Here is a 24,454-nt window from a genome sequence, read left to right on the forward strand (position 1 = left end):
AGTTTGGTCTGATGTGAATGACGGATCGGAATGGAGGTGTCAGTACGACTTCGGCAGTCCGAGGCTGGTCTGCGCAACGAAGTTCAGCACCATCTCGCGACTGACCGGTGCCACACGCGCAATCCGTGCGAGCGAAAGCAGCGGCGCCACTCCGTATTCGGTTGTCAGACCGTTGCCGCCCATTGACTGAACAGCCTGGTCGACGATCTTGACACACGCCTCGGCGGCTGCATACTTCGCCATATTGGCCGGCTCGGCAGCGCCCCAGTCGTCACCCGCGTCGTAGAGTGTGGCGGCCTTCTGCATCATGAGCTTGGCCATCTCGAGTTCAATCTTCCCCTGCGCCAGCGGATGTGCGATGGCCTGGTGCGCTCCGATCGGGGTCTTCCAGACCGTGCGCTCCTTCACGTAGTCGACGGCTTTGCCCAGCGCGAAGCGTCCCATTCCCACCGCGGACGCAGCCGCCATGATGCGTTCGGGGTTCAGACCGGCGAAGAGTTGGCTGAGTGCCGCGTCCGGAGAGCCGACGAGTGCGTCAGCAGGCAGGCGCACATCGTCGAGGTAGAGCTCGAACTGCTTCTCCGGGTTCACCAGTTCCATGTCGATCATCTTGTACTCGAACCCCGGTGCGTCCGTGGGCACGATGAACAGCGCGGGCCGCAACTTGCCGGTCTTCGCATCCTCGCTCCGACCGACGATGAGCACAGCATCTGCCTGATCAACTCCGGAGATGTACACCTTGCGCCCGTTGAGAACCCAGTCCGACCCGTCGCGCGACGCAGTGGTGGTGATCTGGTGCGAGTTCGACCCCGCGTCGGGCTCGGTGATACCGAAGGCCATGGTGATCGATCCGTCGGCAAGCCCCGGCAGCCACCTGTCACGCTGCTCGTCGGTGCCGAACCGCGCAATGATGTTGCCGCAGATAGCCGGTGAGACAACCAGCATCAGCAGGCCGGTGCCCGCCGCTGCGATCTCCTCCATCACGATCGACAACTCGTACATGCCGGCGCCGCCACCGCCGTACTCCTCGGGGAGATTCACCCCGATGAATCCCAGCTTGCCTGCCTCCGACCACAACTCGTCGGTCTTTCGGCCCTCGCGGGCGCACTCGCGGAAGTAGTCCTGCCCGTACTTGGTGGCCAGTGCGGCCACCGAGGCGCGCAGATCGGCCCGTTCGGCCGTTTCGACGAAACTCATGCGGATGTCTCCTGAGGTGTGAGTGTGCTGGAATGCTCTGTGGCGCTGTCGCTGTCGCTGTCGCTGTCGGCCTCATCGGTGATGATCGCGAGCACGTCACCGACGGCGAGCTGGCGTCCCGGTTCGACGGCGAGCGTGCTGACAACACCGTCGGCGGGCGCCGCGACGGTGTGCTCCATCTTCATCGCCTCGAGCCAGATCAACGGCTGACCGGCCGTAACGCGGTCGCCCTCGGAAACCGCAACGCGGATCACCGAACCCGGCATCGGCGCGAGGAGCGAACCCGGTCGCGCGACTGCGCTGGGATCGACGAAGCGCGGTGGCCGCCGGAAGTGCACCGACGCCCCGGCTGTGTCGACGTAGACGTCGTCGCCGTATCGCGCGACGTCGAAGGTCCGTCGAATCCCGTTGTGGGAGAGCACGACCTGCCCTGTGCTCGCCGACACCACCTCGGCGTCGGCGAGGTCGGGAAGCTCGACGCCACCACTACGCGTGCACCGGTATCGGACCTCGTGCTCGACGTCGTCGGTGCGGAAGATCTTGTGCGAGTACTGCGACGGCATGTTCCGCCAGCCTGCGGGCAGACTTCGTTGAACGCGGGCGCGTTCCCGGTTGACGGCCACCTCCGCCAGCGTCGCGGCTACGGCGGTCAGCGTCACCGTCGACTCGTCGGCCAGCGGCGCCGACAAGACGTCGAGGCCGATCTGCTCGAGATATCCGGTGTCGGTGTCGCCACTGAGGAATGTCGACTCCCGCAGGGTGTTCACCAGCATGTCGCGGTTGGTCGTCGGGCCGTGTAGCGCGGCGTCGGACAGCGTTCTGGCGAGAATCGCAGCGGCACGACCACGTGTCGGCGCCCAACTGATGACCTTGGCCAGCATCGGGTCGTAGAACGTCGAGATCTCCGAGCCTGATTCGATACCCGCGTCCACACGCACCCCCGGACGGTCGAGTGGTCCGAAATGCGTTTGTGCGCCGATCTCGATGCGGTGCATGGTTCCCGACTGCGGTTGCCATCCCGCAGAAGGGTCCTCGGCGTAGAGGCGCACCTCGATCGCGTGTCCGCGAGTACCGGGCTCCTCGACGTCGAGGTGCTCACCCATCGCGACACGCAGTTGCCAGGCCACGAGGTCGGTCCCGGTCGTCAACTCCGTGACCGGATGTTCCACCTGCAGACGCGTATTGGTCTCCAGGAAGTAGAAGCGACCGGTCTCGTCGGCGAGGAACTCGACGGTTCCCGCACCCGTGTAGCCGATCGCCGACACGGCCTTCCTCGCGGCGTCGTAGAGGCGTTCGCGGAGATCTCCGCCGATCCGTTCGACGAGAGGCGCGGGCGCCTCCTCGATCACCTTCTGGTGACGGCGCTGAATCGAGCATTCCCGCTCTCCGACAGCCCAGACCGCGCCGTGCTCGTCTGCGAGCACCTGCACCTCGATGTGATGTCCCCGTTCGACATACGGCTCACAGAAGACTGTCGGATCACCGAACGCCGACGCCGCTTCGCGTTCGGCGGCGGCAACCTGCTCGGCCAACTCGTCGACCGACCGCACGATCCGCATACCGCGTCCACCGCCGCCCGCAGACGCCTTGATCAGCAGTGGCAGGTCGCTCTCGGTGACGGCGGCAGGGTCGATGTCGCCGAGGACCGGCACACCGGCGTCGGCCATCAACTTCTTGGCGTTGACCTTTGATCCCATCGCGTCGATCGCGCCGGGCGGCGGCCCGATCCAGGTCAGTCCCGCGTCGATCACCGATTGCGCGAACTCGGCGTTCTCCGAGAGGAATCCGTAGCCGGGATGAATCGCATCCGCGCCCGCGAGCTTGGCGGCCTCGATGATCTTGTCACCACGCAGATAGGTCTCTGCCGACGTCGATCCAGGAAGCGCCACAGCGACATCGGCTGCGGCAACGTGCGGCGCATCGGTGTCCGGATCGGAGTAGACCGCGACGGTCCCGATGCCCATCTGACGACAGGTCGCGAACACGCGTCGCGCGATCTCGCCGCGATTGGCGACGAGTACCGAGGTGATCGTTGAATGTTGTTCTGTCATCTCACACCTCACATCCGGAAGACGCCGAAATTCGACGTCCCCTCGACCGGACCGTTATGGATCGCCGACAGGCACAGTCCCAGAACAGTTCTCGTGTCACGCGGATCGATCACCCCGTCGTCGTAGAGCATGCCCGACAAGAACGCAGGCACCGACTCTGCCTCGATCTGCGCCTCGATCATCTGCCGCATCCCCGCGTCCGCGGCCTCGTCGACCGTGCCGCCACGGGCCTCGGTCGCCGCGCGCGAGACGATCGAGATGACGCCTGCCAGTTGCGCGGCTCCCATCACCGCCGACTTCGCGCTCGGCCAGGCGAACAGGAACCGCGGATCGTATGCGCGCCCACACATTCCGTAGTGACCCGCGCCGTAACTGGCGCCCATCAGCACCGACAGATGCGGCACCTTCGAATTCGACACCGCGTTGATCATCATCGCCCCGTGCTTGATGATGCCGTTCTGCTCGTACTCCTTACCGACCATGTAGCCGGTTGTGTTGTGCAGGAACAGCAGTGGCGTATTCGAGCGATTGGCGAGTTCGATGAACTGCGTGGCCTTCTGCGCCTCCTGGCTGAACAGCACGCCCTGCGCGTTGGCCAGGATGCCGACGGGATAACCGTGGATGTCGGCCCATCCCGTGCACAACGAGTTGCCGTATTCGGGCTTGAACTCGTCGAAATCACTGTCGTCGACGACCCGCGCGATCACGTCGCGCGGGTTGAACGGGATCTTGAGATCGGGTGGGACGATACCGAGAAGTTCTTCGGGGTCGTAGCGCGGTTCCCTCACCTGTGCGCGCGGTTGCCCACCGGCCTTGGTCCAGTTGAGCCGCGACACGATCCGACGCCCGATCCGGATCGCATCCTGTTCGTCTGCGGCGTAGTAGTCGGCCAGACCCGAAGTACGCGCGTGCATCTGAGCACCACCGAGGGACTCGTCGTCGCTTTCCTCGCCGGTGGCCATCTTCACCAGCGGCGGTCCGCCGAGGAACACCTTGGAACGGCCGTCGATCATCACGACGTGATCGCTCATGCCCGGGACGTATGCCCCGCCGGCCGTGGAGTTTCCGAAGACCAACGCGATCGTCGGAATCCCCGCTGCCGACAGCCGTGTCAGGTCACGGAACATCCGACCGCCGGGAACGAACACCTCTTTCTGCGTCGGTAGATCGGCACCACCCGACTCGACGAGCGAGATCACCGGAAGTCTGTTCTGCATGGCGATATCGTTGGCGCGCAGCGTCTTACGCAGCGTCCACGGATTCGATGTTCCGCCCTTGACCGTGGGGTCACTGGCGACGACGAGACATTCGACTCCTTCGACGACGCCGATACCCACGACGACCGACGCTCCGACGTGGAAGTTCGACCCGTATGCCGCGAGTGGGCACAGTTCGAGGAAGTCCGAGTCTTCATCGAGCAGCATCTCGATGCGTTCCCGGGCAGTCATCTTGCCGCGCTTGCGATGCCGCTCGACGTACTTTTCGCCGCCGCCCGCGAGCGCCTTGTCGAGTTCACCGTGTATCTGGTCGAGCTTCTCCATCATCGAGTCGCGCGCGGCGGTGAAGTCGTCACTCGTCGGGTCGATCGTCGAACGCAATGCGGTCATCGTGTGCTCCCCTGTGCGATGTAGCCGAGTCGTTTTGCCGCGAGTCCGGTCAGAATCTCGGTGGTTCCCCCACCGATCCCCAGGATGCGCATGTCGCGATATTGACGCTCGACCTCGGTGCCCGTCATATAGCCGAGGCCGCCGAAGAGCTGAACAGCCTTGTCGGCAACCCACTCCCCGGTCTCCACAGCGGTGTTCTTCGCAAAGCACACCTCGGCGATGAGGTCGTCGTCGGAGGCAACCTTCCGGTTGACGACTCCGCGCGAGTAGGTCCGCGCGACGTCGATGCGGCGTGCCATCTCGGTCAGCGTGTCCTGCACCGACTGTCGGGCAGCGAGCGGCTTGCCGAAGGTCTCGCGTTCGCGAGTCCAGTCGAGGGTGAGGTCGAGGCAGCGTTGCGCACTCGCGTACGCCTGCACGGCGAGTGCCGATCGTTCGGTCACGAAAGCCGCTGCGATCTGGGCGAATCCGCTGTTCTCGGCGCCGACGAGGTTGGCCACCGGAACGCGTACGTCGACGAAGGCCAACTCCGCGGTATCCGAACTGCGCCACCCCATCTTGTCGAGCTTGCGCGTCACGGTGAACCCCGGCGTGTCCTTCTCGATCACGAGAAGCGAGACCCCCGAGGCGCCTGGTCCGCCCGTGCGTACCGCGGTGACCACGAAGTCGGCTCGCACCGCGGAGGTGATGTAGGTCTTGGCGCCGTTGACGACGAACTCGTCGCCATCGCGCTGTGCCCGCGTCGTCAGATGTGCGACGTCGCTTCCGCCGCCCGGCTCGGTGATCGCAAGGCTGCCGATCTTCTCGCCGGCGAGCGTCGGCCGCACCCATCGGTCGATCTGGTCGGGATCGCCTGCGGCGATCAAGTGTGGCAACGCGATTCCGTGCGTGAACAAGGAGGCGAAGACGCCCGCGGCACCACCCGCATAGTGGAACTCTTCGCCCAGGATCGACGCATCGATGAGATCGCCACCACTACCACCGAACGATTCGTCGATTCCCAGTCCGAAGAGGCCGAGTTTGGCTGCTTCGGAGTGTAGTTCGCGGGGAAGCAAGCCCTCGCGTTCCCACTCATCCTGGTAAGGCAGCACGTGCCTTTCGACGAATCCGCGGACCGCGTCACGCAGAGCGCGTCGTTCCGAAGTCTCCCACTGCGGATCTACTAGTGGCACAGCTCAGTTCCTTTCCGATGACTCGGATGATGGCGCGGTAGAGGATGTCTCGGCTACGAAGCTCAGCGGAATGGGCACTGGTCGCGAACGCAACCATTCGCCCATTCCCTTGGCCTGCGGATCGAAACGCACATTGTCGGCGACACCGCGTCCGAGCACACCCTCGATGACGAAGTTCAGCGCTGACAGGTTCGGGAGCCGGAAGCGCTTGACCTCGAGGTCGGCGATCTCCGGGAGAAGCTTCTTGATCAGGTCGACGTCGAGTGTCGCGTCGAGCCAGTCGAAGTGTTCCGGGTTGCGCACCCACACACCGATGTTGGCGCTGCCGCCCTTGTCGCCGCTGCGCGCTCCGGCCACGAGACCGAGTGGCGACGCCGCGGTGGGCCCGGGATCGTCGACGTCGACCACACTGCGCGGTTCGGGTTCGTCTGCGGGCACCTGGGTACGCAGTGGACTCGGTTCGATGCTCTCGCTCACGCCGTCGGCGAAGGACACGCGATGGTCGACGAGCTTCGCGTCGACGTAACCCGGCTCGAAAACGCCGAACGGAGAACCCTTTCCGGGTGGTGCGAGCATCGTGAACCCGGGGAAGGTCGCCAGCGCCAGTTCGACTGCGGTGTTGCTGAACGCTCTGCCGACCTTCTCGGGATCGGTGTCGCGGGCAACGCAGCGCAGCAGCGCCGTCGCCTGTTCCTCGGTCTGCGCGTCGGATCGGTCGAGTCGCGCCAACTCCCACGACATCTGCTCGGGCACCGACGCGAGCTCTGCGCGGAACTGATCGCGGAACAGTTCGGCCTTGTCCTCGATGTCGAGTCCGGTGATCGCGACGGTGATCTCGTTGCGGATGCCTGCGAGATGGTTGAGCGAGACCTTGACCGTCTCGGGCGGCGCCTCGCCCTTGACACCACTGATGGCGACTCGATCCTCACCGTCGGAACGCAGCGTGATGGTGTCGAGCCGGGTGGTCACGTCCGGTCCGAGGTAGCGAGGACCACCGACCTCGTACAGCAATTGTGCTGTCACGGTTCCCACCGTCACGGCACCGCCGGTGTTCGGATGTTTGGTGATCACCGACGTACCGTCGGACGCGACCTCCGCGATCGGGAATCCGAGGTGTCCCATCCGGGGAAGCTCCGTGAAGAACGAGTAGTTGCCGCCTGTCGCCTGCGCGCCGCATTCGATCACGTGACCCGCGACCACGGCACCAGCGAGGGCGTCGAGATCGCTGTACTCCCAGTCGAATGCGCTCGCGGCGGGTCCGACGGTCAGCGAGGCATCGGTGATGCGCCCGGTGACGACGACGTCAGCGCCCGAGTCGAGCGCCGACTTGATGCCGAACGCACCGAGGTACGCGTTTGCCGTGAGCGGTGTGCCGAGTCCGAGATCGTCTGCGCGGTCGAGGATGTCGTCACCGTCGACGAAAGCGATCGATGCGTCGACTCCGAGCTTGTCCGCCAGTTCGCGCAGCGCAACCGCGAGGCCGTGCGGGTTGAGGCCACCCGCATTGCTCAAGATCCGCACGCCCTTGTCGACAGCGAGCCCGAGGCACTCCTCCATCTGACGCAGAAATGTCTTGGCGTAACCCGTTTTCGGGTCCTTCAATCGATCGCGGCCGAGGATCAGCATGGTCAGCTCGGCGAGATAATCGCCTGTCAGATAGTCGAGTTCACCACCCTCGAGCATCTCGCGCATCGCGCTGAAGCGATCGCCGTAGAAGCCTGAGGCGTTGCCGATCCGGACGGGGCGGTTCGATCGCTTGCCCGTACGCCCGGGGGTGGTTGAAGTCATCGCTACTCCGATTCGAAAGGTCGACGGTTCGGACAGGTCACGTGCTCGGTCTTTCAGGAGGTTGCGGCGTCGCGTGGTGCTCGGCCCGCCCCAGGAGGACCGGCGAAACACTGTGCGATTGAGGCCCATTCGCGGGCGCGCTCACCGTCGAGTCGCAGATCGAGGTCGGCGAGGGCACGTCGCTGGGTGACGAGTTGGCAGAAGTCGAGGGCGGGTCCGCGCACCGTGCCGTCGACGCCGTCGGGGTCTTCGGGTCCCCACGTCCACAACTCGCCGGACGGCGCGACCAATTCGATCCGGAAGGGCCGCTGCGGCGGGGTCATACCGTTGACCGCGTACGCGAAATCACGTGTGCGGACACCGATGTGAGCGACGTGCCGGATGCTGTCGGCCGCGGCGAGTTCGACGCCGAGCGCATCGGCGATGTCGAGTCCGTGCGCCCAGGTCTCCATCATCCGTGCGGTGGCCATCGACGCCGCAGACATCGGCGGCCCGAACCACGGGATCTTCGCACCGTCCGGAACGTCGACGAGCGCCTGCCCCAGCGCGGACCGCGCAGCACGCCAGTCGTCGAGCAACTCGGCCTTGGGGCGCGCGGCGCCTTCCTCGGCGGTTACATCTGTGAAGCCGTCGATGTTGCGCATCGCTTCTGCGACGACCTCGGCGAAGCCTTCGGGGTCGGTGGCTGCGGTGAGCGCCACCTTGTCCGTCCAGTACAGATGCGCGATCTGGTGCGCGACCGTCCACCCCGGCGCCGGAGTCTCGGTGTGCCAGGCGGCGTCGTCGAGCGACGACACCAGCGCATCCAGTTCGTCTCCTGCAGCGGCGAGATCAGCCACCAGATCGGTCACGATCGACATGTAAGCAGCGTCACATAGTCGCCGGTAAAAAGCAATCACGCTTGCTTGTTTTGCCGATACGGCCAGCTTGAAGACCTGTCATATCCCCCGCGTAGGCTCGTCGGCGATGAGTATTCGACCGCCCCGCATCAGTCGGCTACCAACTACCCATCTCGAACCGTTCGACGCGCAGGATGTCGCCGTCGGCGACGCGATCGAGGCAGCCTTGATCGCCGATACCGACCTTGCGGGCGTCGACTTCGGCGACGTGTCGCTCACGACGTGCTCAGTGGTGCGCACATCGCTCGACGACGCCGATCTCACCGGCGTCCGCATCGTCGACAGCAGACTCGACGAGGTGAGCAGCGCACGCGTGTTCGCGCCGCGCTCGATGCTGCACAACGTGCGCATCGAGAACAGTCGGATCGGCGCGCTCGACCTCTTCGGCGGCAGGATGCGCTCGGTGATCATCTCCGACTGCAAGCTCGGTCTGGTCAATCTCAGCGGCAACGAGGCTCGTGACGTGATCTTCCGGTCGTGTGTCATCGACGAACTCGACGTATCCGAGGCCACGTTGACGCGCGTCGCCTTCGACGACACCACAGTCACCTCGCTCGACGTCCATCGCGCCAAGCTGACCGACGTCGATCTCCGCGACCTTCGGGTCAATACCGTGCGCAATCTCGGAGGGCTTGCGGGCGCGACGATCACCGCCCATCAGGCCGTCGGCCTTGCCGAGCAGTTCGCCGCACATCTCGGTATCGCCGTCGAATAGCGCTCTTTCAGCGGAAGTGGATGTCCGCAGCTCCCTCGGCGAGCAGCGTGCCGTCGGCACCCGTCATGCGCGTCGAAAACGTCGCGATGCGACGCCCCACCTTCAGCGGCTCGACGTCGACGATCACGCGACTACCGTCGACCGGGGGCGAGCGGAAGTACGCCACCGAGAGATCACCGACGCGATACTCCTGACCGGCATGGGCCTTCTGCTGCCCCGTGAGCGAGCACGCCGCACCGACGATGGTGCCGATCACGCCACCGTGCATGGTGCCGAACATGTTTCCCATCCATGCCTCCGTGTCGACGACGAGACGCAGGGTGTTCGACGGCGCGCCGTCGGCATCGATGGTGGCGTTGAGCAACTCGGCGAGCGGACCACGGTCACGCTCACCGCGAGCGATCTGCGCGACGATGGTCTCACCATCCAGATCATCTGGAATCGGCTGTGCAAGAACAGCATCGAGCGATGCGGCGTCCGGGATATCGTGCGCCAGCTCGGCGTTGTCGAAATCGTCCGGAACGGCTCGGCCCACGGCGACGTTGCGCGCGGTGCCGACACAGAAGTCCTCGGTGCCGTCGCCGACGCGGATCTCGGTGACACCGACCTTGGCGTCGTGCATCAGCAGCTGCGCGGTGCCGGTGAGGTGGTCGGTGAGTCCTGCCCGGCCGACCGTCGACAACGCCAGGCGAGCCTGCATGCACGGCGAGTCAGTGGCACGGTGATACGGGATGCCACCGATGTGGTCGAAAAGGACCGCATACGCGGGGAGGTCGATGAGTCCGCGATGGTCGGCGAATCGTGGGCCGAGTTGCTGCTCCGCAACGACCACACCGTCGTCGATTCGCATCGCCCCGACGCCGAACGCCGCGACCGGATCGCGCACCGCACCTGTCGTCGGCACGGCTACAGCATCGTCGTGCTTGTTGTCGTTCATGCGTTCACTTCATCACCCCGCATCCCGGGGCCGGATTCCGACCCCGGGACGCAGGGAGTCCGATCACACTCAGATGACCCCGAGTGTTCGCAGCCCGCGCGCGTAGTTGGCGACAACTTGCGACGTGATGTGCGGGATGTCGGCGTACTCGGCCGTCGCTGTGGTCACCTGTCCCGAACGAACCGCCGCGGCGAAAAGCGGCGCGTTGACGACACCGGCGTCGACGGGTTCGATCGGGCGCGTGTAGTTATGTAGCAGCGGGATCAATGAGTGTCGACGTTGCTTCTCCGGCAGATCGGCAAGGGCGTCGGAGAAGAGTCGGTACCAGTGGTCGTAGTCGTCGACGAGTGCGATCTCTTCGCCGGACTCGGTGAGCCAGCCGACAAACGTGTCGAGGTCGATGCCGTCGGAGTGTGGATTGACGGCGTTGTACGTGACATGACCGTCGCCGACCGCGAGAGCCGAGATAGCCGCGGCCAGGAAGTCGACAGGCAGTGCGTCGTAATGCGCTGCTCCCCGACCGCCGTCGGCGTCGAGCCGGTAGAACGACCGTGGTGCGAGGCCTGTTGCCATGACGCTCATCAGCAGGCGCGTGAACATGTCCGGGAGGTTGAGCTGGCCGAGGTCGCTGTCGTCGGCCACGATCATGTCGCATCGGAACACGCTGACGGGCAGCCCGAAACGGTCGTGCGCGTCTGCCAGCAGCACCTCCCCCGCCCACTTGCTGTTGCCGTAGCCGTTCGCGTAGCCGTCGTGTACCTCGCGCGTCGCGCTGAGTTCACGAATGTCTTTGTCCTCCACCAACTCCGCAGAGCCGACCTGGTCAGCCACCCCGACGGTCGAGATGTAGACGTAAGGCTTGCGAGTCGTCGTCAACGCGAGGCGGATGAGCTCTGCTGTTCCAGAAACGTTCGGGCCGAACAACTCCCGGTAGGACAGCAGATGATTGACCAGTGCGGCCGGGTCGACGATCAGGTCGACATCGGCGGCAAGCCGGTTCCACACCTGGTCGTCGAGTCCGAGTTTCGGCGAATCCTTGTCACCCGCGAGAACTGTCAGGTGGTCTGGCGCCAACCGCAAGTAGTCGGCGCGCAGCGGGCCGTCGCCGACATCGAAGACCGCGTCGAGGCGTCGCCGGGCGGTCTCGTCGTCGGAGGCACGGACCAGACAGGTCACGTGCCCGTCGACGCGTGCAACGCGCCGCAACCACTCGACGGCGAGGTATCGACCGAGGAATCCGGTTGCTCCGGTGAGTAATACCTCGCACACGGTCTCGTCGGCGGCCGGCACGCTCGACGCTCCTGCCAGTGTCGCCTCGTCGAGAAAGGCGTCGACGGTGAGCTCGTCGGCACGCAGGTGCCGCTGGTCGGCGTGCACGGTGTCTGCCGTGGGGCGCGCATCGCCCTCCCGTCCGTCGATGTAGTCGGCGATAGCCGCGAGGTCGGAGGACGGACTGGTCAGCACACCGACCGAGACCTGCGCGTCGAAGATGTCGCGAAGTGTGTTCCCGAGGGTGACGGCGGTCAGCGAGTCACCACCGAGATCGGTGAACTTCGAGTGCGCAGTCACCTCATTTTCGGCGAGATCGAGTGTGGCCGAGACGATGTCGATCAGCACATCGAGCGTCGGCTTGCCCGCCGCAGATGCCCGCGCATCGCGGAGCCGATCGGCGCGAGCATGTGCGAGATGCAGGTACAGGTCTTCGAGAGCGGGACCGTACGCCTCCTTGAGGCGTGGCCGCGCGAGCTTGCGAATCCCGGTCAACAAGCCGTTGGCCTCAGAGAACGCGGTACGTTCGACGATGATGTCGCGCGGGATCTCCACCGACGCAAGGCCGTTGCGCTCCCCGATGTCTCGGACAGCCCGCAACAGCGTCGCGTGTAGTTCCCCGTCGTCGGAAGCGGCGTCGACGGCGTCATCGGTTGGCACGACGACGGCCAGCAGGTACGGGCGTGAACTATTGCCGTACACGTAGATCTGACGGATCGGCGGTGAGGTCAGCGCACTTTCGACGCGCGCAACAGTGACGAACTCGCCCTGCGACAACTTCAACACGTTGTTCCGACGGTCGAGGTAGACGAGCTGATCGGGTCCGGTTTCTGCCATGACGTCGCCGGTTCGATAGAAGCCCTCGTCGTCGAACATTTCCGCGGTGAGTTCCGGTCGACGATAGTAGCCGGCGAAGATGTCGGTGGTCTTGACGAGCAGTTCGCCGCGCGGGTGCGGGGTATCGGTTGTGCGATAACCGAGTTCGGGGACGTCGACGAGCTTGTAGTCGAGAACCGGCGGCCGGATCACCGCCCCGTTGCGGATGACGCCACCCGCCTCGGTCGATCCATAGCCCTCGACGAGCGGAGAGTCGAGCATGCTTTCGACGAAGTCGACGACCTCGGGCGAGATCGGCGCCGAGCCGGTCACGGCGAGTTGTGCGCGTTCGAAGTAGCTGCGCCGCATCGCGGTCAGGACGTCGGCGTGCGAATCCGTCTCGGCGCCCTCGATTTCGGACAGATACTGCTGGTGCAGCATCTCCCAGATACGCGGCACGAAATGCAGTTCGGTCGGCGCGACGGCCGCGAGGTCGTCGAGGAGCTCGGACAGGTCGGGCCGCGCGGTGAAGTAGGCTGTTCCGCCGTTGCCCAGCGTTCGCATGAGCGTCGCTCTGCCCATCACGTGACTCATCGGCAGGAAGTTCAGAGTGACCCAGGCGTGGTCTTCGCTCGCGGCGTATTCGTCTGTGGCACGGTCTGTTTCGAGGCCGAACCCCTGTCGGACCAACCGAAGCACTGCGTCCTGCGTGTACATTGCACCCTTCGGGGCGCCGGTGCTGCCAGAGGTGTAGATCAGCAGGGCAAGGTCGTCGGGTTGTGCGTCGACGCTCGATTGCGGCGCCGCCTGGGCGTCGTATGCCGCCGACGGCTCGTCGTCGAATTGCACGAGGTGCACTGAGATTCCGAGCGGCTCCACTACAGCGCGCGCACTCTCGACGGCATCGAGTGCAGCTTCGGAGACGTCGAAGACGACGAGATGCGCAAGGTCGGCGCGCACGCCCTTCTCGATCAGAGCGGTGACTCTGGACAGCGAGTTCGTCGACACCGCAAGGACTTTGGCCTCGGTCTCGTCGAGGATGTCGGCGAACACGGAATCTGCGGCCCCTGATTGCAACGGCACCTCGACAGCGTGGAGTGGACCGAGAACTGCCAGACTCACCGCCGTGTAGTCGGCGCTGGTGAACCCCAGCGTGGCGACCCGATCGCCGGACTCGACACCGGCCGCGTCACACAGGAGCGATGCGACAACCGAGACCCGACTACCGAGCTCATGGAAACTTACTGTGGACCAACGTGATTCGCGATCCGCGTCGTGGAATCCGAGCGCGGGACGGTCGGCGTACCCCTCATAGAGAACTCGAAGCGCACCCTCGACCGACATCCCCTCCAGGAGGCGGGCAGCGACGTCGGAGTCGGGGCTCTGCGCCGACACCGCGGCGGCAGGATCGGTGGATAGCTGGGTGGACATCAACAACCTCCGAACAATGGACGATAATTAGACATGCGAAGTAATACATCTCCACTGTTCTCCCCTGAATCGACGTTCTGCCACGATCGGTGAGCCATCTCACCCGCAGATGCCGCGAATCCGACACTTCTGCGCCGTATGCGCGTATCGCGTCGACCCGGGCGCGCGGCCGCAAGTCAGTCAGAAAGTAGGGGAAGGGTTCTTTCCCCGACTTGTCGACGTTTCCCCGCGCAACTTCTCGAGAAAAGGTACGAGACCCGCGGAAGGATTCCTTCCCCTACTTTCTGCACGCAGGCACCGCGGGCGGCCAGGCCCCAGCCCCACCCCAAGCGCCCCCTGCCGCGACGGGCCGCGCGCTGGTACCGTGGACCCCAACTGTGACAGAAGGGGCTGGTGATACCAGTGGGACGAACACTTCATCGCGCTGCGCTCGCAACCGCCGTCGGACTAGCGGCAGCGTCGACGCTCCTGGCCACGGCCGGATCCGCGCACGCGGCGCCGGCGGCCGATCCGCAGATCCCGGCGTCGTCGATCTCGCAGACACCGAACGCGGGCATCGCGACCAGCGGCGACGTCCCGTTTGCGGCGTTCGTCGCCCCGATCGCGGCGGCGTCGCCCGACCCGGACACCCTGCGCGTGTGGCTCGAGCCGATGCCGGGCAACGCCTGCACCACCGGCCTGCGCTCGGCTGTCGTCGGGTTCGAGTGGCACAACACGGCCACCAAGAAGTCCGGGACCACCACATTCCCGGCGTGCAAGGAGGGCAAGCCCGCGCTCAGCCCCTCACTACGGACCGGGCCGGGACCGATCTCGTTCACCACGAGCGTCGTCGGACGCGGCGGCGCGACCTTCACCCTGAGTCCCGGAAGCGGCACCATCTCGCGCTGACCACCACGTCCTAAGGCATCAGTAGACAATTTCTCGAATCTGTACACCTCTTCGTAGAACAGGTTCTAGATTTGGCGCATGGCGCAGACCGTGACTGAACTCCTGATCGACCGTGACAACGACGACTCCCTCGCGATCCTCTACGACGACAGCCGCTGGACGTGGCGCGAATACCTCGACGACGCGCGGCGCACGGCGGCCACCGTCCTCGGCCGCGCCGACACCGAACGCCCGATGCATATCGGAGTGCTCCTCGATAACAGTCCCGCGATGCTTATCGCCCTCGCCGCCGGTGCGCTCGGTGGGTACGTGACGGTCGGGATCAACAACACTCGACGCGGAGAGGCTCTCGCCAACGACATCGCGCGCGGCGACTGCCAGATCCTGCTCACCGACGCCGAGCACCTCCCACTCCTCGACGGCCTCGACCTCCCCGGCGTCGAAGTCATCGACACGTCATCTGCCGAGTGGCCCCGACTTCTCGCCGACGCCGGCGAGCTGACGCCATACTCGGTACCCACCGCGACCGACCCCTTCATGCTGATCTTCACCTCGGGCACGAGCGGCAATCCGAAGCCGGTTCAGTTGGCGCACATGCTCGTTCCCTTCGCCGGGCCGCCGCTGGCCGAGCGTTTCGGCATCACCTCCGACGACATCTGCTATCTCTCGATGCCGCTTTTTCACTCCGCGGCGCTCCTCGGAGGCTATTGCGTCGCAGCGGTATCCGGCGCGGCGATGGTGCCGGCCAGGTTCTCCGCTTCGCGATTCCTCGACGACGTCCGACGTTATGGCGTCACGTACATGAACTACGTCGGCAAACCTCTGGCTTACATCCTCGCGACTCCCGAACAATCCGACGACGGCGACAACACACTGCGGGCCGCCTTCGGCAACGAGGCCACCGACCGCGACATCGACGACTTCGCCCGACGTTTCGACTGCCAGGTCTGGGACGGTTTCGGCTCCACCGAGTTGGCGATCATCATCACCCGCGAACCCGGAACTCCACGCGGCTCCGTCGGCAAGGGTTTCCCAGGCGTCGCCGTCTACAACCCCGCAACCGGAACCGAATGCCCACCAGCGCAATTCGACGACACCGGCGCACTAGTCAACGCCGACGACGCGATCGGCGAGATCGTGAACACCTCCGGCGCAGGCATGTTCACCGGCTATTACAACGACCCCGCGACCACGTCGGAGCGACTCCGCGACGGCATGTACTGGTCAGGCGACCTCGCCTACAAAGATGTCGACGGATGGCTCTACCTCGCGGGCCGAACCGGCGACTGGATGCGTGTCGACGGCGAGAACATGACGGCGGGCCCCATCGAGCGAATCCTTCTCCGCCTGCCTGACATCAGTCAGGTCGCCGTCTATGCGGTTCCCGACGATCAGGTTGGCGATGCGGTCATGGCTGCCGTCATTCTCACCGACGGCAGTTCCTTGGCCCCCGACGAGTTCGCGCAATTCCTTGCAGCACAGCCCGATCTGTCACCCAAAGCATGGCCCCGGTACGTCCGGATCGCCGATGACCTGCCGACGACGGCAACCAACAAGATCGTCAAACGCCAGCTCAAACACGAAGGCTTGAGCGCGGGCGACGACACCCTGTGGGTACGCGAACCGCGCGGCACGGAATACCGTGCGGCGTCGCCCGCGAGCGTGTGACATCTCGGCGGTGACACCGATGCTTGCGGAGAAGTCCATGCTCTCCGAACTCGGCTACTACGCACTCTCGAAGCATCCGGTCAGCCCTGCCAACCTCGTCGACGAGGCGAGGTTGGCGGAGCGCATCGGGCTCGGCACCGCGTTCGTGTCCGAACGATTCAACATCAAGGATGCCGCCGTCCTCAGCGGAGCACTCGGTGCGGCGACGACCCGCATGGGAATCGCTACTGCCGCAACCAATCACAACACCAGGCATCCCATCATCACCGCCACGATGGCCGCAACCCTCACCGAGCTCACCAACAACCGGTTCGCACTCGGCCTGGGGAGGGGTATCGCCGCGCAATGGCAGATCCTCGGAATCGACGACGTGACCGGTGCACAGTTGGCCGATAGCGCCGACGTGCTGCGTCGACTCTGGCGCGGCGAGATGATCGTCGGCCACGACGGTCCCGCGGGCTCCTATCCACTGCTGAATCTCGGTGTCACCGTGGCGTCCGTGCCCATTCTGCTGGTGACCATGAGCCGACGGACTCTCGAGTTGGCAGGACGTATCGCCGACGGCGTAATCCTGCACACCTTTCTCGACGACGCCGCGACGTCGAACGCAGTTGCCACCGTGCGTGATTCGGCCAGACGTGCGGGCCGCGATCCGGACACGATTCGGATCTGGTCGGTGTTGGCAACCGTCGGCGACGAGCTCGCAGACGAGGACCGGCTACGCAGGCTCTACGGCCGTCTCGCCACCTACCTGCAGGGCTACCCCGATGCACTGATGCGCGCAAACCGCTGGAGCACAGCAGATCTCGATCGTGTTCGCGCGACGTCGGCATTCTCTGACGCCACCGGACCCATCGACGCCACCGCGACGGCCGAACAGCTCGACGAACTCGCACAGGCTATTCCGCAACATTGGGTCGCCGACAGCGCCGTCGGATCGCCGTCCGACCGCGCCACAGCGATAGCCAAGCAGTTCGACCTCGGCGTCGACTCTGTCATCCTGCACGGTGCGACCCCGACCGAGCTGGCACCGGTGATCGACGCTTACCGCGCGAAGCGCCCGCCTGCCATGCGTGAGCTGCCCGCGAATCCAGGACGGATGACACCGCGGGGAGCAGGCCGGTGACCACTCACCTACCCGCCGAGATACCCACGGACATCAGCGACGTCACCCCCGACTGGCTGACCGCTCTGCTCCGCGCACGCGGCTACGACGACACACAGGTTGTCGAAGTCGACGCAACGCCCGTCGGAACCGGACAGATGGCGAGTTCGTTTCGCCTCGCGCTGCGCTATGCAACGCCGTGCCGCCTTCCCGACACAATGGTGGCCAAGCTGGCAACGGGACCGGCCGCCCAGCGCGAGTTCGGCTCCGGCGCTTTCCGAAACGAGGTCCGCTTCTATCGCGAACTCGTCTCGACCTTCCGGGTACCGACGCCCGCGGTATTCGCAACGGTGTGTTCCGATTCGGGAAGTGAGTTCGTCTTGCTCCTCGAAGACATCGCCGACGGCCGCCAAGGCGATCAAATCGCCGGGTGCAGTGCAGATGAGGTCCGATCGGTCGCGGTTGCGGCCGCCGGCTTGCACGGTCCGCGCTGGGACGACGCAACACTGCTCGACGACTTTCCCCTCCCGACGCCGGACGATTGCGACGTGATGGAGTCACTGCTCGACCCGATGGCCGACGTGTTCCGTTCACGTTTCACCTTGAGCGCTGCGCAGTCGTCCGTCGTCGACTGGCTGGTCCGCGACGCAGGTCCGTGGATACGAACACCTGCTGAGCACTTCGCGCTCATCCACGGCGACCTGCGCGCCGACAACGTCATGCTCCGTGGTGACGGATCGCTGTCAATACTCGACTGGCAGACGATCACCACCGGCAATCCGCTGCGCGACATCGCTTTTCTTCTCGCGACGAGTCTCACTCCGGACGACCGCAGGATGCATGAGCGACGCATCGTCACCGACTACCACCACGCGTTGCGCGCATGGGGCGCTGCGCTGTCGACACCCGGCAACCAGTCGAGCGTCCTCGACTACACATTCGACGACTGCTGGCGCGACTACGTAGACAACCTCATCCAGGCTCCGCTGATCATCGTCTTCGGCGCCGCAGCGGCACAACCAACCGACAGAGGTGACGCGATGTTCAGTGTGATGCTCGAACGCACGGCGGCAGCCGTCGCCGATCTCGACCCGGAGCGTCTGAGATGACCAGCCTGGTAATCGGGGCGAGCGGATTCCTCGGTTCGACGCTGACGCGTCGGTTGGTCGCATCGGGCGAAGACGTACGAATCCTGGTGCGCCCCAGCAGCGACACACGCACGATCGACGACTTCGACGTCGACCGGCATGTCGGGGAGTTGAATCACGCAGACACAGTCGCCGATGCGATGTCGGGGTGTGCCGACGTCTATCACTGTGCCGTGGACACCCGGGCATGGCTCCTCGACCCTGCACCGCTGTACGAGACCAACGTCGAGCTCCTCCGCTCCGTACTCGAGGTTGCTGCACGTATTCCGCTGCGCCGCTTTGTCTTCACCAGCACGATGGCGACGATCGGAATACCCGAGTCCGGTCTTGCGGACGAGGCCACTGAGTTCAACTGGGACCGCAGGGCAACAGACTATGTGCGGTCGCGGGTCGCCGCTGAGCGACTCGCACTCAGCTATGCGCGTGAGCACGACGTACCGCTGGTCGCGATGTGCGTCTCGAACACCTATGGCGCAGGCGATGTCGTACCCACTCCGCATGGGTCGTTCGTCGCGGGCGCCGCACTCGGGAAGCTGCCCTTCGGTGTGCGCGGAATGCGCTGTGAATCAGTCGGTATCGACGATGCAGCAGATGCGCTCGTCCTCGCTGCGGAGCATGGACGCAATGGCGAACGCTACATCGTTTCGGAGCGGTCGATCGATCTCGGCGAGGTCATCCGTGTTGCAGCGACAACCGCTGGACGTGCCGCGCCCAGACCTGTGCTGGGCCGCGCCGCGCTCTATGCCGCCGGCGCGGTCGGGTCGGCGAAGTCGACACTTACCCGTACCCCGGGCAAGTTGCGCATCGGTACGGTGCGTCTGATGCACTGCATTCCAGAGATGAGCCACGACAAAGCGGTTCGCGAACTCGGATGGCAACCGCGACCGGTCACCGAGGCGATAGCTGAGGGCGCACGGTACTGGGTCGAGCGGGCAGCGCAGCGTCGACGCCGCGCCGACGAGCCCACCGAGCGACCGGCATGAGCGCCCCTCCGTGGAATTCGGGCATCAGCACAGGTACGCGACGATCGCCTCGACAAGTCCACGACGCCCCGCCTCGACGTCGGTGTAGGTCGTCAGATTCGATTCCGACCACAACCCGCGCAGGGCACCTGGCAGAAATGACTGCACCCGTTGCGATTTGGTCGCGTCGACGTCCAGTCCATCGAAGAAGCGCGCATATGCCGCCGCCCACCGCTGCTCCCATGCCGCCATAGCCGCCGCCGTTGCGGGATAGGAACTTTCGAGAGCCGAGGGGTCGCCCGGAAGCATCTGCCGCAGGTTCTCCACCGCGCGTCCCTCCCTGGCCGCGAGTGCGCGCCAGAATCGCTCGACCATGATCTCGATCCGCTCGGGCGCCGGCATCGTGGCGTCGAGCGGATCGGGTGCAGGCTGCCAGACGTCGACGATGTGGTCGAGCACCGCGGCCCACAGTCCGTCTACGTCTCCGAACTGGTGCTGCATGGTCCCCCAGGTGACACCGGCCTGTCTCGCAACGAGATTCGCGCTCACCGGGTCTCCGCCACGGGCTGCGGCGAGCGCGTCGATCGCGGCGTCGATCACCTGTCTGCGGGTCTCGATACCCCGCTTGTTCAGCCGCGTCCCTTTGGCACTGACAACCATCTTTCGAATACTAGCGAATTCGACGGCCTCACCGCGGCCACGAAATCACAATCACATAGATCTATCTATGTCTTTCCCGGATCACCACACCTCATAGAGCCCTGTATGACACTATTCGCTCAATGTGACCCCGGCCACATTGCTCTTCGTTAGTCACCTGAGCCTTCTGCGGTGATCCGCCGGCTCAGCCCACCTCGAGATGAGGAAATCACATGAGTAAGAAGCGGACTCTCCTGACCGCGATCCTCGGCCTGCTCGGCGTCGTTTGTCTCGTCGTCGCGGCACTTCTGCCGACCGTCATCCGCAGCAACACCGCGCTGTTCCCCACCGATCTCGACCGCACCGCGGTACTGGCCGGTCAGGGCACACTCATCGACAGGGCGTCGTTCACCACGGCAACGCCGGTCGCCACCACCGCCGACGTGCCCATCGAGATCATCACGCGTAATCAAAGCTCACCCGGTGCAACCGACGACACGGCGGCCACCACGACCACGGTGACCAGTCGCCGGTCCGACGTGGTAGGCCAGGCGGGAGTGTTCGGACTCGATACGTTGGCGGGCACGATCGATCGCACGACATACAAGGTCGCGTCGAGTCCCGAACCGACTCTGATCACCGCGCCTGCGACAACACCGTCGAACGAGTCCAGTTATGCCGGAACACTGTTCACCTTCCCCATCGGCACGGACAAGTCGGACCACACGCTCTATGAGCTCCGCGGGCACACCCCGATCACCATGAAGTACGTCAACGACAGCCGAGAGATCAACGGCGTCAAGACCTATCACTTCCGTGGCGAGGTCACAGGGGTGGACACCACACAGACGCACGGCGTCAACCAGCAGACCCAGATCACCATGCCCGCATTCAAGTGGGGCATCCCCGGCGGAGCCATGGAGCCGGTCACCATGAAGCTCTTCTACAGCAACACCCGCGACATGTGGGTCGAGCCGACGAGCGGCACCACCGTCGACACACACACCACCCCGCACGCGTATTACGCACGGTCAGCCGATGATTCGTTCAAGGTCGACGCGATCAACGCCGACCTACGATTCGACGACGCCACACTGACGGCGCTCGCCAACGACGCCAGGGACGCGCGTCAGACTCTGCGCGCGACGTTCTTCTGGACGCCGATCGCACTGGGGATCGTCGGAATCCTTCTCCTCATCCTTGCGGCCGTGGTGTACGTGCGTCGCCCGCGCAGGACACACGACGATCCGCAATCGCACGGTCCCAGCGCAACCGAACCGCCGCTGGTCGGCTCCGCGAACTGATCAGGTCGATGCCGAGTTGGTATGGGGTTTGTGCCGCAATCGGGCGCAAACCTCATACCGATCTTCTCGACACACTCACTCGGAGAGCAGCTTGGCCAACTCCGCCAAACTGTATGGCTCCGTGTCTTTATGGTCGCGGTAGGCGACAAACGTCGGCTGGTGCGGATCGTATCGACCGATGAAACCCCCCGACGCCGTGAAGATCTGGCCGGTGATCTTGGCGGCGGCATCGCTCGCGAGGAATGTGTAGAGCTGAGCGACGTATTCCGGCGGTGCCGGATCGAGCGCCGCGTCGCGGGTGAAGTCGTCCAGTATGCCTCTCGCATGCAGGCTTTCGATGTGTCTGACGTAGTCCGGTCCCGACGACAGTCGCGACTTCGCTCCGGGCATCACGACATTGACGCGCACTCCGGAACTCATCAGATCGCCCGACGCGGCGAGCGCGAGAGCGTTCACGCCGCCTTTCGCCGCGGGATAGCCACTTCCACCGAACGTTCCCAACGACGCGGCCGAGCCGGTCAACACGATCGATCCCGACTGCTGTCCGACGAAAACCCGTGCAGCAGACTGAGTCAGGAAGAAGGCGCTCATCAGATGTGCGTCGACCTGCTCGCGGAACTCGGTGGGCGTGATGGTCAGAATCGTCGACCCCGCGGGTTCGGCTATGCCGGCACAGTTGACGGCGATGTCGAGTGCGCCGAACGCATCGAGTGCCGCCGTAACCATGCGCTCGGCGACGCCCTCGTCGCCCGCTGACCCGCAGACACCCACCGCGTAGCCACCGCCACCCGTGATCTCGGCGACCGTGTCGTCGACGGCTCTCGCGTCGCGGCCATTCACCACCAGCGAGACCCCGCGCCCTGCAAGGGCATACGCGACGTTCAGACCGATCCCCCGCGTCGAGCCCGCGATGATCGCGACGCGCCCGGACAGGTGCGCGTCGATCGGGACGTCGGCCGCCATCAGATCTCGATAGCGCAGTGCGCGACCATCAGACCGGACTGCCGATCGGAGTGATAGGTAGTGACCGACCCCTATCGACGAACTCCCATGCGGCACCGGAACTGAATCGTGCGATGGCCACCTCGCCGGACTCCGACCGTTCGTCGTCGGTGAGGGCGAACGTGACCTCGAGGGCGTGGCCGGTGTCGGTGACGGCCTCGACGTTCCAGTGCGCGTCGACACCCGTGGCGATCGCCTGCAGTGGTTCGAGGTGCTCGGCGTCGAACAGTGTGAGCCAACCGCCGTCGGATCGTGCGTCGGACTCATGCGGAATGGCCAGTACGACACCATCTCCGACGACGCGCGCCGTCACGCCGGTGTACTGCACGGGTCCGAGCACGGGGATCAGCGAGATCACGGTGGCCAATCCCTGCGCGTCGGGAGCGAGCGCCAACGCGCTGCGCAGTCGATCTGCCGCCAGGCCCGCGATACCGGTCAACTGTTTGCGATAGATCTCGTCAACCTGTTCGGGGCCGTCGGCATAGCGACGCAATGACACGAGGAAGCCGAGTGCGAGCAACTGATGCTGCAGCGCAACCTCTTCCGCGATCCGGACGAGCGCGGTGTGCGACCATTCGCGGAACTGGAGGTCGTCACACAGGTCTCCGCGATAGTCGACGCGCCCGTCCGTCGCAGTCGTGTCGATCGCGCTCAACTCGACGGATGCCGCGCGTCTGGTGAACATCTCCTCGGCGTCGGGCGGCAGTGGAAGCTCGTCGCGGTCGGGTTCGATTGTCACGGTCCACGCACAGTGCGGGTGTTGGTCGGTGGGCCTGCGAGGCGGCCTGTGAATGGGCCTGATCCGGGCCCGACGATTCGTCGCGATGGCGGTGGCGTCGAAGGTCGGGTCCTCGATGTCGTGACACATCGCGGTCACGTAGTCGTCGCCGAGCGGCTCGACATCCATCAGTGCCCCACAGTGATTGAGCACAAAGGAGCCGTGATACTTGTCGTCGATCTCGTAGCGGAAGTCCATGAACTGCGGCGGCGCCCCGATGTCGAGTTGCAGGCATTTGAACATGTCGGCAACACCGTCGCCGTCGACGCCGAGCGCGTCCCGCATGCGATGGGTGTAGACGGGGCTCGCGGCCATCCACTCTTCGATGGCGATCTGCGCCATCGTCTCCCGACCGAAAGCGCTGATGAGATGGGCCATTCCGCTGCGGTCGATCAACTGACCGGACAGCAGGAGTTCAGGCACGATCGTCGCGAGTTGCCGAGCGGCGAGATCCGAGTACGTCCGGGCTGTGGGCATTTCGTGAATCACCAGAACTCGACGGGCGCCTTGCCGAACGGATACCAGCCGGGCTGGTCGCCGGTGGCCTTCTCGATCCGTTTGAGCATTCCGTCGCTCATCGCGTTCTCCTTCAGCAGTTCGATGAACAGCGCCGACACATTGCCGTAGTCGAAGAAGTCACGCTGCCAGCGGAATTGGAAGTTTCCGCCGTATTTGAACCAGCTTCCCTGGATACCTTCGAGTGCGTACGGGGTCCCGTCCTCACGCTTGCGGTCGTAGACCTGCTTCCACAGACCGATCATCGACCCGGTGCGATCATCGATCACCCACTCCTGGTACGGATAGGTCCACCCTTCGAGACCTTCCATCTCCTGACCGAGTGCAATCTCACGGATCTCGTCCCGGCCGACGGCCATGAAGTCCTTGTCCGGACCGTAGTTCCAGCCGTAAGTGGCGTCCTCGGTGTAGAAGTCGGCCAGCGGCTTCCAGTCACCGGCCTGCTCGGCAACGATGTTCGCCTCGAGCCACCGTTCCTTCATCTCTTCTAGCTCTGCACGATCGAATGCCATGCCGTCACCTCTCGTTCGCTGTTCTTCAGGCACTGCTGTGTTCTCAAGTA

At 64.9% G+C, this 24,454-nt stretch carries 19 protein-coding genes; 7 read left to right on the plus strand and 12 right to left on the minus strand.

What is annotated here, in order from left to right; translation table 11 throughout:
- Positions 1-39 precede the first annotated feature (39 nt).
- From A5788_RS04925 to A5788_RS04950, 6 genes are read right to left on the minus strand one after another with little or no spacing between them, the layout of a single operon-like run.
- Positions 40-1,197, minus strand: a complete 1,158-nt coding sequence (locus A5788_RS04925) for an acyl-CoA dehydrogenase family protein (RefSeq protein WP_064869954.1) — start codon at positions 1,195-1,197, stop codon at positions 40-42.
- The gene (locus tag A5788_RS04930; RefSeq protein WP_064869955.1) at positions 1,194-3,248 is read right to left on the minus strand and encodes an acetyl/propionyl/methylcrotonyl-CoA carboxylase subunit alpha; all 2,055 of its coding nucleotides are present in this window, start codon (positions 3,246-3,248) and stop codon (positions 1,194-1,196) included. The genes A5788_RS04925 and A5788_RS04930 overlap by 4 nt, the downstream gene beginning before the upstream one ends.
- A gap of 8 nt (positions 3,249-3,256) precedes the next feature.
- Entirely contained in the window at positions 3,257-4,855 is a 1,599-nt protein-coding gene (locus A5788_RS04935; RefSeq protein ID WP_049698773.1) for an acyl-CoA carboxylase subunit beta, read from the minus strand.
- Positions 4,852-6,027, minus strand: a complete 1,176-nt coding sequence (locus tag A5788_RS04940; RefSeq protein WP_064869956.1) for an acyl-CoA dehydrogenase family protein — start codon at positions 6,025-6,027, stop codon at positions 4,852-4,854. The genes A5788_RS04935 and A5788_RS04940 overlap by 4 nt, the downstream gene beginning before the upstream one ends.
- A 3-nt stretch (positions 6,028-6,030) precedes the next feature.
- Complete coding sequence (locus tag A5788_RS04945; RefSeq protein WP_064869966.1) at positions 6,031-7,815, minus strand: acyclic terpene utilization AtuA family protein; 1,785 nt, start codon at positions 7,813-7,815, stop codon at positions 6,031-6,033.
- A gap of 53 nt (positions 7,816-7,868) precedes the next feature.
- On the minus strand, positions 7,869-8,675 hold the full coding sequence (locus A5788_RS04950) for a TIGR03084 family metal-binding protein (RefSeq protein ID WP_064869957.1): 807 nt from the start codon (positions 8,673-8,675) through the stop codon (positions 7,869-7,871).
- 106 nt (positions 8,676-8,781) lie between these two features.
- Between A5788_RS04950 and A5788_RS04955 the strand changes: the two genes are divergently transcribed.
- Complete coding sequence (locus tag A5788_RS04955; protein ID WP_064869958.1) at positions 8,782-9,429, plus strand: pentapeptide repeat-containing protein; 648 nt, start codon at positions 8,782-8,784, stop codon at positions 9,427-9,429.
- Positions 9,430-9,436: 7 nt separating this feature from the next.
- Here the strand turns inward: A5788_RS04955 and A5788_RS04960 are convergent, their stop codons facing one another.
- Together A5788_RS04960 and car are read right to left on the minus strand one after the other, a co-directional pair.
- Entirely contained in the window at positions 9,437-10,366 is a 930-nt protein-coding gene (locus tag A5788_RS04960) for a PaaI family thioesterase (RefSeq protein ID WP_064869959.1), read from the minus strand.
- 69 nt (positions 10,367-10,435) lie between these two features.
- Positions 10,436-13,882 (minus strand): carboxylic acid reductase, encoded by a 3,447-nt coding sequence (car, locus tag A5788_RS04965; protein ID WP_064869960.1) that lies wholly within the window; start codon positions 13,880-13,882, stop codon positions 10,436-10,438.
- Between the two features lie 402 nt (positions 13,883-14,284).
- Between car and A5788_RS04970 the strand changes: the two genes are divergently transcribed.
- The 5 genes from A5788_RS04970 to A5788_RS04990 all read left to right on the plus strand — a co-directional run bounded on the left by A5788_RS04970 (position 14,285) and on the right by A5788_RS04990 (position 19,674).
- Entirely contained in the window at positions 14,285-14,770 is a 486-nt protein-coding gene (locus A5788_RS04970) for a hypothetical protein (protein ID WP_231894105.1), read from the plus strand.
- A gap of 78 nt (positions 14,771-14,848) precedes the next feature.
- Positions 14,849-16,438, plus strand: a complete 1,590-nt coding sequence (gene fadD1 / locus A5788_RS04975) for a fatty-acid--CoA ligase FadD1 (RefSeq protein ID WP_064868886.1) — start codon at positions 14,849-14,851, stop codon at positions 16,436-16,438.
- 19 nt (positions 16,439-16,457) lie between these two features.
- A complete protein-coding gene (locus tag A5788_RS04980; RefSeq protein ID WP_064868899.1) occupies positions 16,458-17,564 on the plus strand; it encodes a TIGR03857 family LLM class F420-dependent oxidoreductase in 1,107 nt (368 codons plus the stop codon).
- Positions 17,561-18,652, plus strand: coding sequence for a phosphotransferase family protein (locus A5788_RS04985; protein ID WP_064868882.1), 1,092 nt, complete (start codon positions 17,561-17,563; stop codon positions 18,650-18,652). The genes A5788_RS04980 and A5788_RS04985 overlap by 4 nt, the downstream gene beginning before the upstream one ends.
- Complete coding sequence (locus A5788_RS04990) at positions 18,649-19,674, plus strand: NAD-dependent epimerase/dehydratase family protein (protein WP_064868879.1); 1,026 nt, start codon at positions 18,649-18,651, stop codon at positions 19,672-19,674. Before A5788_RS04985 ends, A5788_RS04990 begins: the two co-directional genes overlap by 4 nt.
- Positions 19,675-19,698: 24 nt before the next feature.
- Here the strand turns inward: A5788_RS04990 and A5788_RS04995 are convergent, their stop codons facing one another.
- Positions 19,699-20,313: a hypothetical protein gene (locus tag A5788_RS04995; RefSeq protein WP_064868876.1), complete on the minus strand. Its 615-nt coding sequence runs from the start codon at positions 20,311-20,313 to the stop codon at positions 19,699-19,701.
- Between the two features lie 212 nt (positions 20,314-20,525).
- Here A5788_RS04995 and A5788_RS05000 point away from each other — a divergent pair, with 212 nt between their 5' ends.
- Entirely contained in the window at positions 20,526-21,596 is a 1,071-nt protein-coding gene (locus A5788_RS05000) for a porin PorA family protein (protein ID WP_064868873.1), read from the plus strand.
- A gap of 75 nt (positions 21,597-21,671) precedes the next feature.
- Here the strand turns inward: A5788_RS05000 and A5788_RS05005 are convergent, their stop codons facing one another.
- Genes A5788_RS05005 through A5788_RS05015 form a run of 3 tightly spaced genes read right to left on the minus strand, consistent with a single transcriptional unit; the run spans position 21,672 to position 24,404 of the window.
- Positions 21,672-22,559 (minus strand): SDR family NAD(P)-dependent oxidoreductase, encoded by an 888-nt coding sequence (locus A5788_RS05005; RefSeq protein WP_064868870.1) that lies wholly within the window; start codon positions 22,557-22,559, stop codon positions 21,672-21,674.
- Positions 22,560-22,587: 28 nt separating this feature from the next.
- Positions 22,588-23,853, minus strand: a complete 1,266-nt coding sequence (locus A5788_RS05010; RefSeq protein WP_064868895.1) for a hypothetical protein — start codon at positions 23,851-23,853, stop codon at positions 22,588-22,590.
- An 8-nt stretch (positions 23,854-23,861) separates the two neighbouring features.
- Positions 23,862-24,404, minus strand: a complete 543-nt coding sequence (locus tag A5788_RS05015; protein WP_049698759.1) for a nuclear transport factor 2 family protein — start codon at positions 24,402-24,404, stop codon at positions 23,862-23,864.
- Between the last annotated feature and the right edge of the window lie 50 nt (positions 24,405-24,454).

The sequence above is a fragment of the Gordonia sp. 852002-50816_SCH5313054-c genome, assembly GCF_001665925.1.
Lineage (GTDB): Bacteria > Actinomycetota > Actinomycetes > Mycobacteriales > Mycobacteriaceae > Gordonia > Gordonia jacobaea.

Excerpts from the sequence above, each read along its gene's own strand:
- A5788_RS04925 (WP_064869954.1), bottom strand. The coding sequence starts at position 1,197 with ATGAGTTTCGTCGAAACGGCCGAACGGGCCGATCTGCGCGCCTCGGTG.
- A5788_RS04930 (WP_064869955.1), bottom strand. The coding sequence starts at position 3,248 with ATGACAGAACAACATTCAACGATCACCTCGGTACTCGTCGCCAATCGC.
- A5788_RS04935 (WP_049698773.1), bottom strand. The coding sequence starts at position 4,855 with ATGACCGCATTGCGTTCGACGATCGACCCGACGAGTGACGACTTCACC.
- A5788_RS04945 (WP_064869966.1), bottom strand. The coding sequence starts at position 7,815 with ATGACTTCAACCACCCCCGGGCGTACGGGCAAGCGATCGAACCGCCCC.
- A5788_RS04950 (WP_064869957.1), bottom strand. The coding sequence starts at position 8,675 with ATGTCGATCGTGACCGATCTGGTGGCTGATCTCGCCGCTGCAGGAGAC.
- A5788_RS04955 (WP_064869958.1), top strand. The coding sequence starts at position 8,782 with ATGAGTATTCGACCGCCCCGCATCAGTCGGCTACCAACTACCCATCTC.
- A5788_RS04960 (WP_064869959.1), bottom strand. The coding sequence starts at position 10,366 with ATGAACGACAACAAGCACGACGATGCTGTAGCCGTGCCGACGACAGGT.
- car (WP_064869960.1), bottom strand. The coding sequence starts at position 13,882 with ATGTCCACCCAGCTATCCACCGATCCTGCCGCCGCGGTGTCGGCGCAG.
- fadD1 (WP_064868886.1), top strand. The coding sequence starts at position 14,849 with ATGGCGCAGACCGTGACTGAACTCCTGATCGACCGTGACAACGACGAC.
- A5788_RS04980 (WP_064868899.1), top strand. The coding sequence starts at position 16,458 with ATGCTTGCGGAGAAGTCCATGCTCTCCGAACTCGGCTACTACGCACTC.
- A5788_RS04990 (WP_064868879.1), top strand. The coding sequence starts at position 18,649 with ATGACCAGCCTGGTAATCGGGGCGAGCGGATTCCTCGGTTCGACGCTG.
- A5788_RS04995 (WP_064868876.1), bottom strand. The coding sequence starts at position 20,313 with ATGGTTGTCAGTGCCAAAGGGACGCGGCTGAACAAGCGGGGTATCGAG.
- A5788_RS05000 (WP_064868873.1), top strand. The coding sequence starts at position 20,526 with ATGAGTAAGAAGCGGACTCTCCTGACCGCGATCCTCGGCCTGCTCGGC.
- A5788_RS05005 (WP_064868870.1), bottom strand. The coding sequence starts at position 22,559 with ATGGCGGCCGACGTCCCGATCGACGCGCACCTGTCCGGGCGCGTCGCG.
- A5788_RS05010 (WP_064868895.1), bottom strand. The coding sequence starts at position 23,853 with ATGCCCACAGCCCGGACGTACTCGGATCTCGCCGCTCGGCAACTCGCG.
- A5788_RS05015 (WP_049698759.1), bottom strand. The coding sequence starts at position 24,404 with ATGGCATTCGATCGTGCAGAGCTAGAAGAGATGAAGGAACGGTGGCTC.